18 protein-coding genes and 2 pseudogenes are annotated in these 18,380 nt (G+C 60.0%); 3 read left to right on the forward strand and 17 right to left on the reverse strand.

What is annotated here, in order from left to right; translation table 11 throughout:
• The 8 genes from FIU92_RS22075 to FIU92_RS22110 all read right to left on the reverse strand — a co-directional run bounded on the left by FIU92_RS22075 (position 1) and on the right by FIU92_RS22110 (position 5,991).
• Complete coding sequence (locus tag FIU92_RS22075) at positions 1-768, reverse strand: type IV secretion system protein (RefSeq protein WP_152460853.1); 768 nt, start codon at positions 766-768, stop codon at positions 1-3.
• On the reverse strand, positions 765-1,877 hold the full coding sequence (locus tag FIU92_RS22080; protein WP_133840899.1) for a lytic transglycosylase domain-containing protein: 1,113 nt from the start codon (positions 1,875-1,877) through the stop codon (positions 765-767). Before FIU92_RS22080 ends, FIU92_RS22075 begins: the two co-directional genes overlap by 4 nt.
• Positions 1,874-2,083 carry a hypothetical protein gene (locus FIU92_RS22085; protein ID WP_133840900.1) on the reverse strand — a complete coding sequence of 70 codons (210 nt, stop codon included), beginning with the start codon at positions 2,081-2,083 and terminating at the stop codon, positions 1,874-1,876. Before FIU92_RS22085 ends, FIU92_RS22080 begins: the two co-directional genes overlap by 4 nt.
• Entirely contained in the window at positions 2,080-4,509 is a 2,430-nt protein-coding gene (locus FIU92_RS22090) for a type IV secretion system protein B4 (RefSeq protein ID WP_235872045.1), read from the reverse strand. The genes FIU92_RS22085 and FIU92_RS22090 overlap by 4 nt, the downstream gene beginning before the upstream one ends.
• Positions 4,448-4,726 (reverse strand): type IV secretion system protein VirB3, encoded by a 279-nt coding sequence (locus FIU92_RS22095; RefSeq protein ID WP_038070148.1) that lies wholly within the window; start codon positions 4,724-4,726, stop codon positions 4,448-4,450. Before FIU92_RS22095 ends, FIU92_RS22090 begins: the two co-directional genes overlap by 62 nt.
• A gap of 15 nt (positions 4,727-4,741) precedes the next feature.
• A complete protein-coding gene (locus FIU92_RS22100; protein ID WP_065335126.1) occupies positions 4,742-5,023 on the reverse strand; it encodes a TrbC/VirB2 family protein in 282 nt (93 codons plus the stop codon).
• Positions 5,024-5,039: 16 nt separating this feature from the next.
• The gene (locus FIU92_RS22105) at positions 5,040-5,567 is read right to left on the reverse strand and encodes a lytic transglycosylase domain-containing protein (protein ID WP_235872046.1); all 528 of its coding nucleotides are present in this window, start codon (positions 5,565-5,567) and stop codon (positions 5,040-5,042) included.
• A 109-nt stretch (positions 5,568-5,676) separates the two neighbouring features.
• Positions 5,677-5,991 carry a hypothetical protein gene (locus FIU92_RS22110; protein ID WP_133840902.1) on the reverse strand — a complete coding sequence of 105 codons (315 nt, stop codon included), beginning with the start codon at positions 5,989-5,991 and terminating at the stop codon, positions 5,677-5,679.
• A gap of 132 nt (positions 5,992-6,123) precedes the next feature.
• Between FIU92_RS22110 and FIU92_RS22115 the strand changes: the two genes are divergently transcribed.
• Positions 6,124-6,702: a hypothetical protein gene (locus tag FIU92_RS22115; RefSeq protein ID WP_133840903.1), complete on the forward strand. Its 579-nt coding sequence runs from the start codon at positions 6,124-6,126 to the stop codon at positions 6,700-6,702.
• Here FIU92_RS22115 and FIU92_RS22120 read toward each other — a convergent pair.
• The 8 genes from FIU92_RS22120 to FIU92_RS22155 form a co-directional block, all read right to left on the reverse strand.
• Positions 6,696-6,896 (reverse strand): hypothetical protein, encoded by a 201-nt coding sequence (locus FIU92_RS22120; protein WP_133840904.1) that lies wholly within the window; start codon positions 6,894-6,896, stop codon positions 6,696-6,698. The genes FIU92_RS22115 and FIU92_RS22120 overlap by 7 nt on opposite strands.
• Before the next feature lie 76 nt (positions 6,897-6,972).
• Positions 6,973-7,182, reverse strand: coding sequence for a helix-turn-helix domain-containing protein (locus FIU92_RS22125; RefSeq protein WP_133840905.1), 210 nt, complete (start codon positions 7,180-7,182; stop codon positions 6,973-6,975).
• A 341-nt stretch (positions 7,183-7,523) separates the two neighbouring features.
• On the reverse strand, positions 7,524-8,723 hold the full coding sequence (pcaF, locus tag FIU92_RS22130; RefSeq protein ID WP_009804213.1) for a 3-oxoadipyl-CoA thiolase: 1,200 nt from the start codon (positions 8,721-8,723) through the stop codon (positions 7,524-7,526).
• A 2-nt stretch (positions 8,724-8,725) separates the two neighbouring features.
• Positions 8,726-9,646: an electron transfer flavoprotein subunit alpha/FixB family protein gene (locus tag FIU92_RS22135; RefSeq protein WP_009804214.1), complete on the reverse strand. Its 921-nt coding sequence runs from the start codon at positions 9,644-9,646 to the stop codon at positions 8,726-8,728.
• Positions 9,646-10,404, reverse strand: a complete 759-nt coding sequence (locus FIU92_RS22140; RefSeq protein ID WP_009804215.1) for an electron transfer flavoprotein subunit beta/FixA family protein — start codon at positions 10,402-10,404, stop codon at positions 9,646-9,648. Before FIU92_RS22140 ends, FIU92_RS22135 begins: the two co-directional genes overlap by 1 nt.
• Positions 10,405-10,480: 76 nt before the next feature.
• Positions 10,481-11,236, reverse strand: coding sequence for an SDR family NAD(P)-dependent oxidoreductase (locus tag FIU92_RS22145; RefSeq protein WP_009804216.1), 756 nt, complete (start codon positions 11,234-11,236; stop codon positions 10,481-10,483).
• 72 nt (positions 11,237-11,308) lie between these two features.
• Entirely contained in the window at positions 11,309-12,946 is a 1,638-nt protein-coding gene (locus tag FIU92_RS22150) for an NAD(P)/FAD-dependent oxidoreductase (RefSeq protein WP_009804217.1), read from the reverse strand.
• Between the two features lie 115 nt (positions 12,947-13,061).
• Positions 13,062-13,964 (reverse strand): alpha/beta hydrolase, encoded by a 903-nt coding sequence (locus tag FIU92_RS22155; RefSeq protein ID WP_017468330.1) that lies wholly within the window; start codon positions 13,962-13,964, stop codon positions 13,062-13,064.
• A 287-nt stretch (positions 13,965-14,251) separates the two neighbouring features.
• Between FIU92_RS22155 and FIU92_RS22160 the strand changes: the two are divergent.
• Together FIU92_RS22160 and FIU92_RS22165 are read left to right on the forward strand one after the other, a co-directional pair.
• A pseudogene (locus FIU92_RS22160) lies at positions 14,252-15,279 on the forward strand (IS110 family transposase).
• A gap of 324 nt (positions 15,280-15,603) precedes the next feature.
• Positions 15,604-16,352, forward strand: a pseudogene (locus tag FIU92_RS22165) (IS5 family transposase); the annotation flags it as partial.
• On the opposite strand, the gene FIU92_RS22170 reads toward FIU92_RS22165, so the two are convergent.
• Positions 16,340-18,379, reverse strand: a complete 2,040-nt coding sequence (locus tag FIU92_RS22170) for an FAD-dependent oxidoreductase (RefSeq protein WP_040609072.1) — start codon at positions 18,377-18,379, stop codon at positions 16,340-16,342. The pseudogene FIU92_RS22165 and the gene FIU92_RS22170 overlap by 13 nt on opposite strands.
• Position 18,380: the final 1 nt, after the last annotated feature.

Consider the following 18,380-nt stretch of genomic DNA (forward strand, 5'->3'; position numbering starts at 1 on the left):
TCATGGGTCCACCGCCATCGAGCGGAATTTGCGCTCATCCGCGAGGGTCGCGGCATCGACGACGCCAAGCTGGCCGGCACTGACGCCTTGCGCCGCTTCCAGCCGCCAGATTTGGGTCAGGATGATGCCGAGCTCGGCGGTGACGCGGGTGTTGAGATCGACAGCGGCCTTTAGACCGTCCTGATCATCGATGAGCCCGACCATGGTCTCGAGCCGCTCGAGGCTTTGGCCTGCCTCCTCGTGGCTTTCCTGCGCGGCGACGGACAGCATGGCGCTGGCTCCGGCGGAGGCGGCTATGCGGTTGTCGGCGGGCTGATCCGATCCCGAGAGCGTGCTCAGGCGCTCCGAGGTGAAGCCGCTGCCCGACAGCACGCGCTCGACGGAGGCCGAGAGTTCCGCACCGGGATTGAAGCCGCTGAGGAAATCGCCGCTGGCCAAGGACTGCGCGGTGTTGAGAGGAGCCACGAGCTTGCCGCGCAGCGCGCGGAATTCCTCGACTGTTGCGAAGAGCTCGCCCAACCCGCTGCCCTCGATCAGCGAGGTCAGTTGCGCCTCAAGGTTTGTGAGCTGCGACAGCTGGGTTTCCAGTTCCAGCCGCATGGTGGCGAGTTGCTGCATCTGGACATTTAGATCCTCAGCCATGTGTTCGAGCTGGGCGACGAGTTGGCCAAGCTGCGAGCCATCGAAGGTCGGCACGCCCTGAGCCGTGGCGGGCCCGCTGAGCCCGAGCGCGGTGACCGCGGCGGCGGTCAGGAGAAGCTGTCTCATTCGGGAACTCCCATTTGCATGAAGTCGCGCTCGGCCAATCGGTCGGCGACGAGGTGCTGCGCGTAGGCTGCCTCGCGCTGCTGGTTGGCGGCCATCAGCCGGACACGAAGATTGAGAATGCGGGCGATCTCGGCCTTGGCGTAGGTGTTGAGTTCCCAGGCCGCCTTGGCATTGGGCTGCGCATCGATCTGCAGGATGATCGCGCGGAGGCGGTTGATCACTTGCTCGGTCGTTGCCGAACTATCGGCGGCGTAATAGACGCCTGCCTCGGAGATGCTGGCATATTCGGCCAGTGCAAAATCCGAGGGCGAGAGCGTCCCGAGCGCGTCGGCGCCGCCAACGACAGCCAGGTATTCGTTGTAGAACTTCGAGATGTTGCGCACGTAGCCCTGGGTTTCGGCAAAGGGCGGCACGCCGCCATATTCGATGACCCGGCCCGGTCCGGCGTTATAGGCCGCAAGCGCATGGGGGATGTTGCCGAAGCGGCCCAACTGCGTGGTGATGTAACGCGCGCCGCCGCGCAGGTTGTCCTTCACATCATAGCGATCGACGCCGAGGTCAGACGCGGTTCCAGGCATGAGCTGGGTCAGCCCATAGGCGCCGACCGGGCTTTCGGCGGCGACGTTGAAGCGGCTCTCCTGCTTGATCAGGGCCTGGAAGAGGCAGCGCCACTGGGTGGCGGAGAGGCCGGCGCGGGCCACACCCGGCGCGCCTGCGAACTCGCCCGCGACCTCGACGATCATCATCTCGACGGTCTCGCGGCCCTCGCCAAAAAGGCGGCTCACCATCGGACTCGCATCGGTGTTCGGGTAGACCGCCGCCACCCCGAAATCCGCATTGCCCTCGAGCGCGCGGATATCGAAGCCGGGGCCGGTGATCGCGGCGGTCATCTCCTCGAGGACGCGCAGTTGGTCGGCCTGGACGTCGGCCAGCGTGGACTCGGTGCGGTCCTTGTCCTGCTGCACGCCCAGATCCTCGGCCAATGCCGTCACCCGTGCGATGGCGCGGCCGATCGCGGAATTGTCCTGCGTCGGAACCCCTTGGGCATGCGCGGGCAGGGTACCGAGGCCGAGGCAAAGCCCGGCGGATATGATCGCGGCGCGGTTCATTCCGGACGGGGCAGGGGCTCGAAGGTGCAGTCGGGCTTGTCCGTCTCCTGAACCGCTGCGCCCATGGTCGAGAAGGAAAGCGCGGACCGGGTCACCTGCGGCTCGCCATTGCGACCGAAGCAGGGCGAGGTTTTCTCGGTGTACTTTTCGCAAGCCGACAGCAGGCTTGCGGCAGCGCAAAGCGCCAGGAGGGGTTTTGAACTCATATCACATGTCTCCAGAAATCGGGATTGGCGCGCCAATCGGCAGGCACGCGGGCCTCGCCGGTGGCACCGCCGCCAAGGATGGGAAGGAGGTCTCCAAGCGCGGAGAGATCGGCGTCGACGAAGACGCTGTCGCCCGCCGAGCGCACAAGCGCGATGCGCTGGCCGATGGTGGGCTGGACGAGAAGGGCCGCCTCTTTGGCGTTCACGCGGAGGAAATCGTAATCCGAGATTGTGGCGCGGTCGTTCGGGAAGAGGATCTGGGTCGGTACTGTCTCGACGATGGTCTTGCCGACGCGGCTGTCGCGCAGCTGGCTTGGATATTGCGTCATCATGATGACGACGCAGTTCATCTTGCGCAGCGTCACCAGCCAGTTTTCGAGTCGCGCCCCAAAGTAGGGATCGTCCAAGAGCTTCCAGGCTTCGTCGAGGACGATGATGGTGGGGCGGCGGTCCTCGACCACGCGTTCAATCTGGCGGAAGATATAGGAGAGCACCGCCATGCGCTCGGTGGTCATGTCGAGGATTTCGGTCATGTCGAAGCCGATGATGTCGGAGGCCAGTTCAAGCCCGGCACCCTGTTCCGGCTCGTCAAAGACCCAACCGTAGCGCCCACCCGGCGCCCATTCGGCGACGCGGCTTTGCAACTCGCCATCATCATCAAGCGATTGAAACAGCGTCTCGAAACTAACGAAGCGTTGCAGCGCCGCGCCCGCATCGGCGTTCTGCCCGACGGCACTCTGGATATGGCGGGATTGCTCGCCCGAGAGCGTGCCATTGCGCGTGAGAAGGGTCGCAAGCCAGTCCGAGAGCCAGGCGCGGCCACGCTCATCGGTCTCGGTCGCAAGCGGGTTCAGCCCCGTGGGAACACCGGCCCGGATTTCGTTGTAGCGGCCTCCGAGGGCGCGCACGGCCATCTCGAGGCCGCGATCCTTGTCGAAGAAGAAGAGCCGCGCGCCGACCCGTTGCGCCTGCGCCGCGAGGAAGGCGGTGGTGAGCGTCTTGCCGGTGCCGGTGCGTCCCAGAACGAGGGTGTGGCCGACGGTCGGTTCCTTGCCCGGGCTGCCCGCCTCGTGGAAATTGAAGCGATAACCCGAGGTGCCGACCGTCGGCAGGACCGAAATGGTCTGACCCCAAGGCGACTGATCCGGCCCGCGCCCTTCGACGCTGCCGTGAAGTGCCGCGAAATCCGCGAAGTTGATCGAGGAGATCGGCGTCTTCCGCGCCCGGTAGCCGAAGTTGCCGGGGGACTGCGCGAAGTAGGTGGCTTTCAATGCCATATTCTCGCGCACGATCACCGACATGATCTCCTGGCCCACGCGCTTGATCTGGGCGGCGGCCCGTTCGAGCGTGTCGCGGTCTGGTGCATAGACGGCGATCGAGAGGTGATGGTCGCCAAAGGCGATGCGGCCTGCTTCCTGATCGTCGGCGGCTTGCCCGAGTTGCTCGCGCAGGGAAACGGCGGCATCGTCGGAGGCATGCATCTGGCGGATGATCCTTTGGATGCGCTCAGCCATGATGTTGTTCGGGATCGGGCTGAAGGAGTTCGTCAGTACGATGTCGAGCGGCAGGTCGAGCGCGTCGAGCAGCGTGACGTCTGTAAGCGCCGGATAAGTCTTCATCGAGAAGAGAGCGCCGTATTTGACCTGGCCGGTCACGGCGTCGGTCAGGGTGACCACGTCGCCGTCGAAGGTCGCGCGGCAGTTGCTGAGCGTGTGCGAGAGGGGCAGGGTGCTTTGCCCGAAGGAGATCGGGGAGAAGCTGCCTGCGTTCAGTGTGTTGAGGTAGCCCAGCCACTCCCCGCCCGACTTTGTGAGCCTCACGGGATTGGCCGAGGCAAGCGCCACCTCGAAGAAGCCCATGACCTCGTTCAGCTCCTGCAGGCGCGTCGCGCGGTCCTTGACCCAGGCCTTGCGGGCCAGCGCGCGGAGGAGCGGAATACGAGCCGAAATGTCGGGGCGCCGGATCACGCTGAGATAGAGCTGGCGCTTGGCGGGGCAGAGGTCTTTGACATGGGCCTGCCAGCGCGCGTCGATCGCGGCTGCGAAACTGTCTCCCTCGATGGGGCGCATCCCGAGATCCTGCGGCACGGAGATCCGGTGAATGTAGAAGCCGAAGGCACTGCCAGTCTGGGCGACGATGGCCGCGACCGCGCGTTTGAGCGCGTCGAGCCGGGCGTCCTCAGAGGTCATCGGATTCAGACCATCAAGGCGCAGGGTCGCCAAGAGGTCGCCTTCGCGCAGGACCATGACATCGTCTTCCGCGAGCGCAAAATACGGCAGATGCTCCGCGAGATAGCTCTCCCGCGCGAACGCCCCGCCGCCAGCCTGAAGCAGAGCGGTTCCGTGAGTGGAAAGAGTGCCCGCATCAAGCGCCAAAGCTGTCGCCTCCGTGCAGGGCCCGGTTCTTCGTCGGGCGCACTGATCCATAGGAGACGCGCAGCACTTCGAAGAAATGCGGCTCGCGGTCAGCGACGAACCAGAGGATCGGATAGGCGACAAGGCCGATCAGGAAGAACACCATCGACTTGGTCCAGATGAACGGCAGAACGACCCCGGTCGCCAGTACCACGAGGTATCCGACAGGGAGGCCCAGATACTTGGGCGGTCGGGCGAGGCCCAGAAAAAGGGGGGATCGTTCTGCCAACTCTATTCTCCAACCTCAGGAGAAGCCGTCGACGATGGTGCCGGCCGAGAAGATCAGCACGATCCCGATGATGACCGAGGCGAACCAGCCCCAGTTCAGCCGCCCCATCATGCACATGAAGCCGGTGCCGATGACCGCGAGCGTGGCGACCGCGATCCCGATCGGACCGGTCAGCGCGGCCTCGACGGTTTCCAGCATGGTCTGGATCGGTGACAAGTCCTGCGCGAAAGCGGGCGTTGCGAAAGCTGCCAGGGTTGTGGCGACGGGCAAGAGGCGGCTGAGGCGATGTCTGAGCATGCGAAGTTCCCTTGTTTTACTGAAGATCGATGAGGACCGGAGCGCGCGCAGGCACCCGGGCTGCGACGCGGATGTCCGGCGAGGAAACAGGTGTAGCCGCGAGTCGGGACCGGATCCGGTGGATGCGCGCGATGTAGTCGCGGGTCTCGGTGAAGGGTGGAATGCCGGAATGCTCGACCACGCGGTGCGGGCCGGCGTTATAGGCTGCGAGCGCCAGATCGATGTCCTTGAACGTGGCGATCTGCGCGAGCAGATAGCGTGCGGCGCCATCGAGGTTCTGAGAGGGATCGCGCGGATCGACCCCGAGGCTGCGGGCCGTGTCTGGCATCAGCTGGCCGAGCCCATAGGCGCCTTTGGGGCTCACGGCGGTCGGGTTGTAGCTGCTCTCGGCCTCGATAAGGGCGCGGAACAGGACGAGCCAGTGGCCTGCATCAAGACCCACCTTCCGGAGCGCATGGTTGCTCTGGTGGCGGGCAGCAGTCCTGCGGATCAGGTCGAGGATGTCGTCTCGACCCGAAGGAGGGGTGGCATCCCGAGACGCCAATACGACCCCGGCCTCAGCGTCACCATCCAGCCCTGCCCAAGCAGGTCGGTCTCCGTAGAAGGTCCAGCCAGACGTCCGGGCTGTGCCGTCGCGACCGAAGGCGATGACGTCAGCCGCGCTCCTCGAGGGTAATGCTGTAGTCAGGGCCAAAGCGCAGATCGCGCCCGTCACCGAACTCGAGATGATGTTTGAAGAGGCCCGGCCATATGTTGAAATACCGCGGCTCTGGCCCGTGCGGGGTGATCCGGGTCGAGACCAGAATGGCTTCCGGCTCGCCCTCGCGCAGGTAGATGCACTGGTAGCGCGGCTTGCCATCGTCCGTGAACCCCACGAGTTCATACCGGCAGCGGAACGCGATGCCCTTTTCAAAAAGGTCTTTGACACCATCGATGGTGATCAGGATCTGGTTGCGCGCTATCGGCATGTTCGGACTCTCCCCACGAGAGCCCTTCTACTTCACGACACTAAGGCCATAAAGTCATATGGAGTCAATACAACATATTGCGGAAAAAAACATATTGCACGATAGTTGCCGCAACTTTTGCGGGAGAGCGACATGAATCGACAGGCGATGGCAGCGGCGATGGGGGCGATGGCGGTGTTCGGAGCCCCTGAGAAGGCGCAGGCCTATGATATCGACTGCGCTATCATGCTCTGCATGGCGGGAGGTTTCCCGCCGAGCGCTGTCTGCGCACGGGCCTATCGCACCATGATCCGCCGCATCACGCCCTGGCCCAGCCTGCCGCCCTTCGGGGTCTGTACCTTCGCTCACGTGCCGGTCGAGCTGGGCGGACCGGGTGGAGAGGGCGAACTCGACACCAACCTACCTGAATACGAATGGCTGAACCGGACTCATGTGATCTGGTTCACCGGGCGCTCCTACGAGCCGCGTGACGAGCCGCGTCAATGGGACTGGTCGATACGTTCTTGCGATCGCGAAAACCGGACCTGCCGCTACATCCAGCGGGTTTACGGATCCCACACGCCCTGGCCCGCGACATTCATCTCGGAAAGCGGTCAGGAGATTGCCTACCCAAGCGGTGGTGGCCTCTGGCACTTCTACTCCCGCAGCATCATGGTCGAATACGGCGACTACGAGGGCAACATGGGTCATTCGGAGTGGTTTTCCTACTGATCCGAACTGTCCGATGCCTTCAGGGAGAACGGGCGAAGGTCGGCAAGATCTGTGTCATAGCGTTCTGGATCAACATGCCAACGACGGCTCACCGAGCCATCATTCCAACGGTAATCGGTGAACAGGTGAATCTCCTGCGCACCATCGTTCAGAAACCCGTCTTGGAAGGGCCAGCCTGTCTTCTTCTTACCCATTGAACTCTCTGCACTCCATTTGACTACCTCTTGAGACGTTCCACTCCAGGACGCATCAGGAGCTGGCAAATAATGGCTAGCGTTTTGTGAAGAGCTCTTTTGGATCTACGTTCAGCGCTTTGGCGATACGTTCGAGAAGGTCGAGGGAGGCGGCGAACTTGGCGTTCTCGACCTTGCCCATATGGCCGCGGCTCACGTCGGCCCGATGAGCAAGCTCCTCTTGGCTGAGGCCGCGGGCGCGTCTCAAGTCCTGGATGTTCAGTGCTACACGGTCCCGCAAGTTCATGCCCGCGAAACGGACACGCTGCGCGAAATATCGCCACGCGATATATGTTACATTCGGAAGTGCAGAGAAGAAATCTTGTAGCGGCGCGAGGTCGCCGAAATGGGATGCCTGCCGATACGCAGGTCACGGGATGATCCGTCTCGCAAACATTCTGGGCCGTTCAATCGTTCTTTCGGAAAAGGGCGGCACCGGCATTACCGGTGCCGCTAGTCGGTCGCTCCCGGGGAAAATTTGAAAGGCGACAACAGGGAGGCTGTAGAGGACTAATTCTACCGGAAATTTTGGGTTGGCCAAAAATCCCATAAGAGAACTTATGTTAGTTTTGTGGTTGTCGCGGCACCTCAGACAGCTTCGAGCGCGATTGCAATCCCCTGTCCCACGCCAATACACATGGTCGATAACGACTTTTCTCCAGGTTTGAGGTCCAGCATCGCTGAACCAGTGATGCGGGCACCTGACATGCCAAGCGGATGGCCGAGAGCAATAGCGCCGCCGTTCGGGTTCACGCGGGCGTCATCATCCGCGATCCCCAGGTGCCGTAGTGTGGCCAGACCCTGCGAAGCAAAGGCTTCGTTAAGTTCGATTACCGAGAAGTCTTCTTGTTTCAGTCCAAGTCGCGCCATCAGCTTTTCCGACGCCGGTGCCGGCCCGAAACCCATGATGCGCGGTGCGACGCCCGCGGTTGCGCCGCCCAAGACCCTTGCGATCGGTGTGAGGCCAAATTTTTTTGCGACGTCGCTGGTGGCAAGGATCAATGCTGCGGCACCATCGTTCACGCCCGAAGAATTCCCAGCGGTTACAGTGCCGTCCGCTTTTACGAAAGTTTTCAGTTGGGCGAGCGCTTCCAAAGTCGTACCCGCGCGAGGGTGTTCATCCTGTACGACGATCTTTGGCTCCCCCTTTCGCTGAGGAATCTCTACCGGGACAATTTCACGGGCCAAACGACCGTTCGCCATGGCATCTCTCGCCTTTCGCTGCGAACGCATGGCGAAGGCATCTTGGTCGGCGCGGTTGATGCTGAAGTCTTCCGCTACGTTTTCGGCCGTTTCAGGCATGCTGTCGACGCCGTATTGACTCTTCATCTGTTTATTGACGAAGCGCCAGCCGATGGTGGTGTCTTCAGCAGAATTTTCGCGCGAGAATGCAGTTGTAGCTTTTGGCATCACAAACGGAGCACGAGACATGCTTTCCACACCGCCAGCAACAATGAGATCGGCTTCTCCAGCTTTGATCGCGCGGGCGGCTGTGATTACGGCGTCCATACCCGATCCGCACAACCGGTTCATCGTCGTGCCAGGGACACAATCCGGAAATCCCGCGAGTAGCAGCGACATGCGTGCGACGTTGCGGTTGTCCTCGCCCGCCTGGTTGGCGCAGCCGAAAATCACTTCGTCAATGGCCGCTAGATCTAGCTTCGGGTTTCGGCTGGCCAGGGCCCTGAGTGGGATTGCACCAAGATCGTCGGCTCGCACAGAAGAAAGCGCGCCGCCATAGCGACCAATTGGTGTGCGGATGTAATCGCAGATGTAGACGTTTGTCATTCTTAGAGTGCCTTTGTCATATCCGGGACGGCGTCGAGCAGGTCTGCGACCAGGCCGTAGTCGGCGACCTGGAAGATCTGGGCCTCTTCATCCTTGTTGATGGCGACGATGACCTTGCTGTCCTTCATGCCTGCAAGGTGTTGAATTGCCCCGGAAATCCCGACCGCGATGTACAGCTCGGGCGCCACGACCTTGCCGGTCTGGCCGACCTGCCAGTCGTTCGGTGCGAACCCGCTATCCACCGCCGCGCGCGAGGCGCCGACCGCCGCGCCCAGCTTGTCGGCCAGGCCCTCGATGATCGCGAAGTTCTCCTCGGAACCGACGCCGCGACCGCCCGAGACCACGATCTTGGCCGAGGTCAGTTCCGGACGATCCGACGCCGCGACCTTGTCCTCGACCCAGGCGCTCAGGCCCGCGTTGCCGGCCGCTGCGATGGCCTCGACGGCGGCCGAACCACCCTGGCCAGCCGCGTCGAAGGCGGTGGTGCGGACGGTCAGTACCTTCTTGGAATCGTTGGACTTTACCGTCTGAATCGCGTTGCCCGCGTAGATCGGGCGTTCGAACGTGGACCCGTCCACGATGGCGGTGACGTCCGACAAAACCATCACGTCCAGCAGCGCCGCGACGCGCGGCAGGATGTTTTTCGCGCTCGCCGTGGACGGAGCAACGATATGTTCATAATTGCCTGCCAGGCTGACCACCAGATCGGCGACCGGCTCGGCCAGGCCGTTGGCATAGGCGGCGTCATCCGCCACCAGAACCTTTGCCACGCCGTCGATCTTCGACGCGGCCTCGCCTGCGGCAGCGGGGCCCGCAACCAGAACGGTCACATCGCCCAGCGATTTGGCAGCGGTCACCGCCTTGGCGGTGGCGTCCAGCGCCAGTGCACCACCGGCGATTTCTGCAAGGAGAAGAACAGCCATTACACGATCCCCTTTTCTTTCAGCTTCGACACCAGCTCGTCGACCGAGCCAACCATTTCCCCGGCCGAACGCGCGGCGGGCTCTGCCGTCTTGACGACGGTCAGGCGCGGCGTGACATCGACGCCGAAATCGGCGGCGGTCTTTTCGTCCAGCGGTTTCTTCTTGGCTTTCATGATGTTGGGCAGCGAGGCGTAGCGCGGCTCGTTCAGGCGCAGGTCGGCGGTGACGATCGCCGGCAGCTTCACCTTGATGGTCTGCAGACCGCCGTCCACTTCGCGGGTCACGACGGCATGCTCGCCCTCGATCGCAACCTCAGAGGCATAGGTCGCCTGACCCCAGCCCAGCAGCGCCGCCAGCATCTGGCCGGTCGCGTTCATGTCGTTGTCGATCGCCTGTTTGCCCGCGATCACCAGGCCCGGCGCCTCGGCGTCGATCACGGCCTTTAGGATCTTGGCCACCGCCAGCGGCTCGATATCTTGGTGCACGTCGTCGGCGGCCACGACGAGGATCGCCCGGTCCGCGCCCATCGCCAGCGCCGTGCGCAGCGTTTCCTGCGCCTGTTTCACGCCGATCGACACGACGACAAGCTCGTCCGCCTTGCCCGCTTCCTTCAGACGGATCGCCTCTTCAACCGCAATCTCGTCGAACGGGTTCATCGACATCTTCACATTCGCGAGACCAACTCCGCTACCGTCCGCCTTAACGCGAACCTTCACGTTGTAATCAATTAGGTGTTTTATAGGTGCAATTATTTTCATTGGCGTTTATCGTCTTGGAAATTTGCAATGGCAGTAACGGCCCGGGTTCCAGGCCGTTACTTGGGATGTGTCTCTGTCAATTCGCAGTATAACCGCCATCTACTACAATCTCTGCTCCGTGAACGAACGATGACTCATCCGATGCGAGGAACAGGACCGCATTCGAAACCTCTTCAGGTTTGCTTGGCCGCTTGAGCAGCGTGGCCCCCAGAATTGCCTGCCGGGTCTCTTCGTCGGCGTGTAGCAGATCTTTTGTCATGGGAGTATCGATGACACCGGGATGGATCGAATTGACACGTATGCCACTTTCGGCCAGGTCGACTGCGCAGGATTTGGTCAACATCCGTACGGCGCCTTTGGATCCAATGTAGGCTCCCGCCGAAGCGGCACCAACAATCCCATAGATTGAAGAAATATTGATAATTGATGCTTTTTCGGTCTCTTTCATCAATGGAACCGCGGCTCGGATACCGAGATAAACACCGCGTACATTGACGTTGATCGTCATGTCAAATTCGTCAGGCGAGGTTTCGTGGAGCGGCTTCAGAATGAGAATGCCAGCGTTGTTCACTAGCACATCAAGTCGACCAGCACTTGATTGCACCGTGGAGATGACATTCTTCCAATCTTCTTCAAGCGTCACGTCATGCTGAATGAATTCCGCCTTCCCTCCGGCTCCAATGATACCTTTTACTACGCTTTCACCCGCTTCCGTATCACGGTCGGTTACAAATACATGCGCGCCTTCACGTGCCAGCGTTTCACAATGGGCTTTTCCCATGCCCATGGCGCCACCTGTTACCAGTGCGACTTTTCCGGATACCCGTCCCATAGTTCTCTCCTGAGTGTTCATGAACAAATTTAATTGTTTCCGCCGGGTTTTCTTAATGCCCGACGGAATTCTTTACACCTTCTCGGCAGTGCGGTCGCGGATCAGGGATGTATAACCTTCCTCCTTAACCGCACTAATGGCATTGCGATAATTGCCAATCCCGGCCATGTAGAACATCACCGCATTCTTCTTTCCGGGGATATTTGCGCCGAAGATCCAGCTTTCAGCTTTGGGGAAGAGTGTCATGTCGGCGATTTCACGGCAGGTGCCAACCCAAGCGTCGCGCGCCTCCACGGTTGGCTCCACACTTTGAACCCCCTCTTCTTCCATTGCGCAAATCGTGTCAGCGATCCATTCAACTTGCGTCTCAATGCTGGGGGGCAGGTTAGTGAAGGGGCCATTAGGGCCAAGGATCATGAAGAAGTTAGGGAAGTCTACCTCCATCATGCCGAGGTAACCGAGTGGGCCTTCCTTCCAAGTGTCGCGCATGGTCACGCCTCCGCGTCCGCGGAGGTCCATTTTGACGTAATTGCCGTCGACCGCATCGAAACCAGTGGCAAAGATTACGATGTCAAGCTCATGCTCCTCGCCGCTTTCGAGACGAATGCCGTTCGGAGTGAACTCTGCGATCGGATCGGCCTTCACGTCGGCGAGGGTCACGTTGTCTCGGTTGTAGACCTCGTAATAGTTGTTTCCGCAAAGCGGGCGCTTGGCGTAAAGGTCCTTCGGCGTCAGTTTCTCTGCGACCTTGGGGTCCTTCACGATTTGCTTGATCTTGCCCTTGATGAAGTCAGCGGCCGCATCATTGGCCACTTGGCTGGTCGCAATATCGCAAAAGGTGCCAAACATGAAATAGAAACCACCGCCGCGCTGCCAGGCGGCTTCGAAGACCCGCTCCCGTTCCTCGGGCGAGGCGGTTTCGGCGGGTTCGGCGCTTTCTTCGAAGCCGAAGGCCACAACAGAATTCTTCACTTGATTCCAGATATTATCGTAGTTCGCCTTTTGCTCGGCGATGGTAGCATCGTCTTGCGGGGTGTTCCCAATCGGCACGACATATTGTGCAGAGCGCTGAAAAACAGTCAGGTGTTTTGCAATTGGTGCCGTTGCAGTGATAACCTGAACACCCGTCGAGCCGGTGCCGATAATGCCCACGCGTTTGTTGCTCAAGTCCACTCCCTCGGGCCAGGCACCTGTGTGTAAGATACGGCCTTTGAAATCATCGATGCCCTTGAATTTTGGAACATTCGTTGCGGACAAGAGACCGAGGCCAGTGACAAGGTATTTTGCGGTAACTGTCTCACCACTATCAGTGATCACGTTCCAGAGACCGGTTTTTTCATTATAGTGCGCGCCATCCACTTTGGTGTCGAACTTGTAGCTGCGTCGAAGATCGAGATGATCCGCTACCTCGTTCATGTATTCGAGGATCTCGGGCTGGGTCAGATACCGGGTTTTCCAGCGGCCTTTTCGAAGCAACTCTTTGTCAAAAGAATAGCGATAGACATAGCTTTCCGTGTCTGACAGCGCACCGGGATATCGGTTCCACCACCAGGTGCCGCCAACGTCACTGGCGCTGTCATAGCCCCGGACGTTCAGTCCCTGCTCGTTGCGAAGTTTGTGGACAGCGTAAAGCCCGCCGAAGCCCGCGCCAATGACGACTGCGTCAAAATCCGCTCCGACCGTTTTAGTATTCTCAGTCTGAATGTTCATATCACTCCTCCCAGAGTAAGACCGCTCCGCCCCGCAGATTGCGGGTGAGATGCTAGATGAATGTTTCGTAGGGGTTTGTCTCGCACCGCACCGCAATGCAGTGCGAGTACAGGTCTCAGAGGGCCCGATACCATGCGGCGATGCGACCAAGTTCCTCGTTTGCCTCGGGCGCGCGTCCCGAAAGCGCGGGAAAGACATGCTGCATGCCTTCGACGATAGACAGGGTCACGTTTACGCCCTGTGCCTTGGCCTTTTCGTGCAACCGTTCGGCATCGCTCTTAAGCGTCTCGGCCCCTCCGGCATTGATATAGAGCGGCGGGTAACCGGTGAAATCGTTCTCCAGCGGGTTGGCCAACGGATTAAGCGGATCCGTGCCTTCACCGAGGAACATCCCCGCCATCGCTTCGAGGATCGGTTTGCCGACTAGCGCATCGGTTTCCGCGTTGGTTTCCAGTGTTTCCCCGCGCATCGCCATGTCGAGCCAGGGCGAATAGGCGATGACCGCTCCGGGCAGTGGCAACCCAAGTTCGCGTAACTTCAGCACGCTGGCGATGGCAAGATTGCCGCCAGCACTGTCGCCAGCCGTCAGAATATTTCTTGCCTTGAAACCCTTATCCAGCAGCGCTTTGTATGCGGCTACTGCATCTTCGATCTGCGCCGGAAATGGGTGCTCGGGTGCGCGCCGATAGTGCAGGATCACCGACGTAACCCCAAGCACCTTAGCGAGGTGCCCTGCCATTTTTCGATGACTATCGGCTGAGCCGACGGCAAAGCCGCCACCATGAGTGTAAACAATTACACGCGAGGTATCTGCCCCGGCTGGTAGGGCCCAGATAGCCTCAACTCCTCCGACATGATCGCTTTTGTAGCTAACGTTTTCCGGCTCTAGTGCGGGCTGCCCCCATTCATCGAACATGCTGCGCAGGTTCGCGATCGTCAGGTCTGGGTTCTCGACCATCTGATCGGTCCAATTCTGATAAAGCGCCCGCAGCGTATCCGCTTCTCTACTGATTTCCATGTTTATCCTCCCAAGCATAACATTTGGCAAAGCCACCAACTGACGTCGCCAATCTCGAAGACGTCAAACGGTCAACGGCATACGCCAATTATCTCAGAGTAAGGGCGAAAAATGCGCCATGTATTGAACAATCCTGCTTTGGAAATAGTATGATCGTGCTCAGCCTGTCGTGAGGCAGATATGCCCGTTACTAGGCTCTGTTGATGGCGTGGATACCCCCTCCCGACGGCATCGCAATGTGCCACTATGATGAGCGTTAAAAGCCATCACAGAAGGAAGGAGCATCTATGTCCGAAATTAAAATTATCGGTGTCGACTTGGCAAAGCGCGTTATCCAGTTGCATGGTGCGTACAATGATGGGTCAGTCGCGTTTCGCAAAAAGCTTTCACGAGGCCAGTTTCTCGCGTTCGTGGCACAGCAACCCAAATGCATGATCGCCATGGAGGCGTGGCCACGGCGTATGGCTGGGGCCGCGAATTTGAGAAGCTGGGGTGCGACGTGCGGTTGATACCGCCGGTCTATGTGAAGCCGTTCGTCAAACGCCAGAAGAATGATGCGACCGATGCAGAGGCCATCTTGGAGGCTGCATTGCGTCCAACCATGCGCTTTTTCGCAGTGAAGACGGAAGATCAGCAGGCCCGTGCCATGCTGTTTCGCACGCGGCAGATGTTTGTCGGCCAGCGCCCCCAGATGATCAACGCTTTACGCGGCCACCTCGCCGAACACGGATTGGTCGCGGCCCGCGGGCCTGCCCATCTCAAGCGACTCGCGGACGCAATCGCAGGTGATGACACCGCGCTGCATGCTGAGGTTCGTGACCTCGGCCGGATGTATCTGGGGCAGATTGAGGGGCTGAATACGCGTGTTGCAGAGCTTGACGCGAAGATGCGATGTGCCGCCAAGAAAGCCGACTTGGTGCGCCGAACACAAACCATGCCGGGCGTGGTTCCTGTCACGGCGCTTGCGATCGAGACATTTGCCCGTGACCTGGCCACCTTCCGGCGCGGGTGCGATTTTGCCGCCTGGCTTGGGCTTGTGCCGAAGCAGCACTCGACGGGCGGCAAAGCCCGGCTCGGGAAGACCTCGAAGATGCGACAGCGCGACTCCGGACACTCTTGGTCTCTGGCGCTATGGCTGTCCTCCAGGCTGTCGAGCGGTTTGACACACCGAATAATGGCTGGCTGAAACGCCTACTAACCCGCAAGCCGCGCATGGGTCGCCGCGATTGCGCTGGCCAACAAGATGGCGCGTGGCCTCTGGGCCATCATAATGAAACAAGAGGATTACCGGAATCCGGTGGCGGCGATGGCATAGCGAAGACGGCATGCCACGACGTCCCGGTAAGTTGGGAGTGTGAGGAGGTCACTGAAAAGTAAGGGCAAAGGATCGATCAGATCCGGGTCAGAGAAAGCAGCATTTGTGCAGGAGCCACCGAGCTCGGTTTGTTGATATGCCTCTGGTCCGCGCATCGCCATACCGGCCCGCGGTTACATCAGCGCCGCACACAGAGGCCTGATACATGACCGCACCCGATCACACGCTCGCGCCGTTCAAAAAATCACTTGCACCAATGGGGGCATGCATGCACAAATCCCGTGTCGGACTCATCTTATGAATCCAGCGTGGTAGCTGAGGTGCATGAGCAGACCGACAACCCCGACATACAAGACCATGAACTGGCCCGCTTATAACGAAGCGCTCAAGCGCCGTGGCTCGCTGACGATCTGGTTTGACCCCGAGATGAGCTGGGAGGCCGTGCCGACAGGCAGAAGAGTTACAGCGACGCCGCGACCCAGACCTGTCTTTCGATGAAGGTCCTGTTCGGCATGGCCTTGCGACAGGCGACCGGGTTCGTCGAGAGCCTGTTGCGGCTGATCGGTCTCGACTGGACGGTGCTCGACTTCAGCACCCTGTCCCGGCGCCAGAAGACCCTGGCCGTGAACATCCCGTATCGCGGCTCCAAAGGGCCGTTGCACTTGTTGGTGGACAGCACGGGGATCAAGCTTGAAGGTGAGTGGCATGCCCGCAAGCATGGCGGCCCCAAGCGACGGGTCTGGCGCAAGATCCACCTCGGGATCGACGAGCAAACGTTGGAAGTGCGCGCTGTTCAGATCACCGGGAGCCACATCGGTGACGCTCCAGTGTTACCCAACCTTCTTGAACAGATCCCGGCAGACCAGCAGTGTCACGGCTGACGGTGCGTATGACACACGAAAATGCCAGGACGCGATTGCGGACCGTGGCGTCCACGCCGTTATCCCACCAGGTAAGAACGCAAAGTCTTGGAAGACCATCACCGCCTAAGCCGCGTCGAGACGAAGATGCACTGTGTTAAGTTGCTGGGGCAGCGCCTTATGGCGCGGGACTTTGACCGTCAGGTCGCGAAAACCCTTTCTAAATAACGAGGCACCCTCCAGTCGCAAGGGTCCTCTTTGACAAGCGCGCTAAACAGCGCGGTCAACCGATCCTTGCCGATATTTTTGGCGTGGTGCATCAGGCCTCCCCGCCAGCGGGGAAATCCGTAGCCGTGAATCATTACTAGGTCGATGTCTTGCGGTTTTTCTGCTACGCCTTCGTCAAGGATATCGCAGGCTTCCGCCACCATTGTGAGCAAGAGCCTTTCTACGATTTCGTCAGCTGAGAACTCGCGGCGAGTGAAGTTCATTTCTTCTGAGACACGGAGTATTTCGCTAGCGACCAGCTCCGAATGTGAGGGTTTGCCGTCTGGCCCATAGTCGTACCATCCGGCGCCCGATTTGCGTCCTAGGCGTTTGTGCTTTTCGACCAGCCGCTCGACCAAGGGCACGTGACCACAGCAGTTCCCTTCGGCAACTGCCTTGCGACGGATATTCGCGTAGGCGATGTCCAGCCCCGACATGTCCTGTGCAGCATATGGACCCATCGCCATACCGAATCCGCGCATAGCCGCGTCGATCTCGTCGACATTAGCCCCCTCCACCAGAAGGCGATTAGCGGCGCGACGGTAGCTCGACAAAATTCGGTTTCCGATGAAGCCATCGCAAACACCAGACAGTACCGGGATTTTACCAAGCCTGTGCGCCAGCACAAGTGCTGCACCTAATGTTCCGTCTGACGTTCGGTCGCTCCTGACGACTTCCAGAAGTTTCATAATATGCGCAGGACTGAAGAAATGCATCCCTACAAAGCGTGCCGGGTGTTTCAACCCATCAGAGAGCCGATTTACATCGAGATAGGATGTGTTTGTGGCAATGATGGTCTCGGGTGGCAGTGCGCCTTCGAGTTCGGTCAGGATCGCGGTCTTAACCGCAAAATCCTCGAAGGCCGCCTCGATTGCTAGATCGGTTGGTGGCAGAGCGTCATAGCCTGAGACCGTAACCAGCCGGTCTTCAACCGTCTTTGCCGCATCGACGGACAGAATACCGCGACTGATACCCTGATCAATCAGCTTTTGCAGGTTTTTACTGGCCCACTCGGCGGACGAGGCACTACGTTCGACGACAGTCACCGAGATCCCTGCGGTCGCCAGCGTGTACGCAATAGCTGCGCCCATATTGCCACCACCGACCACGATGGCGGTTTCAGCATCTCGGGAAGGTCGGGGGTAGGCGCGCCCCTTGTTGGTTGCGGTACGCTCGGTGAAGAAAACGTGCCTAAGGGCCCGCGCCTGATCCGAGGTACGAAGGTCCAAAAACGCAGAGCGCTCGCTGGCTAGTGCGTCGTGCAGCGGCGTCGTCGCACTGGTCGCGACTAGGTTCACCGCAACCTGCGGGGCATTCTGGCCAGGCATACGCCGCGCTACATGCGCTCGGGCGACTTCCGCTGCGACGTGGTTTGGCTTTGGTGAAGGAAGATTGTCGGGTGCCTGTGCCGCCTCAAGTACATCGTCATCGAGAGCTATGGCCGCGCCAAGCGGGTCATCGGCTAGCAGCTGGATCAGTCCCATTTTCAGTGCCTGCTCGGCGGAAACAGCCTTCCCGGTGACAATCATGTCAAGCGCAGCTTCAATACCGATAAGTCGCGGCAGTCTTTGGGTTCCCCCTGCGCCAGGCACGATCCCCAAGTTTACCTCTGGCAAGCCCAGTTTGGCAGAAGTTGAGGCGATGCGATAGCAGCAAGCCAGAGCAATCTCTAGTCCCCCACCAAGCGCAGCCCCGTTGATTGCTGCGATAGTAGGAATCGGGAGGTGTGCAAGTTGCATCAGCACATCATTTAGTTGTGGATCAACAGGCAACTTACCGAATTCCTTCGCATCCGCGCCCGCGACGAAGGTCGTTCCTGTGCCGGTGATAATCAGCCTGGTAGCCCCAGTTTCGAGGACTTTGAAGATACAGTGTTGTATTCCAGCCCGAACCTCCGCGTTGATTAGGTTAAGCGGCGAATTGTCTATGGTCAGAATTGCTGCGTCATTTGAGAAGCTTAATTCAACAGGCATG

This window comes from Ruegeria sp. THAF33 (assembly GCF_009363615.1).
Lineage (GTDB): Bacteria > Pseudomonadota > Alphaproteobacteria > Rhodobacterales > Rhodobacteraceae > Ruegeria.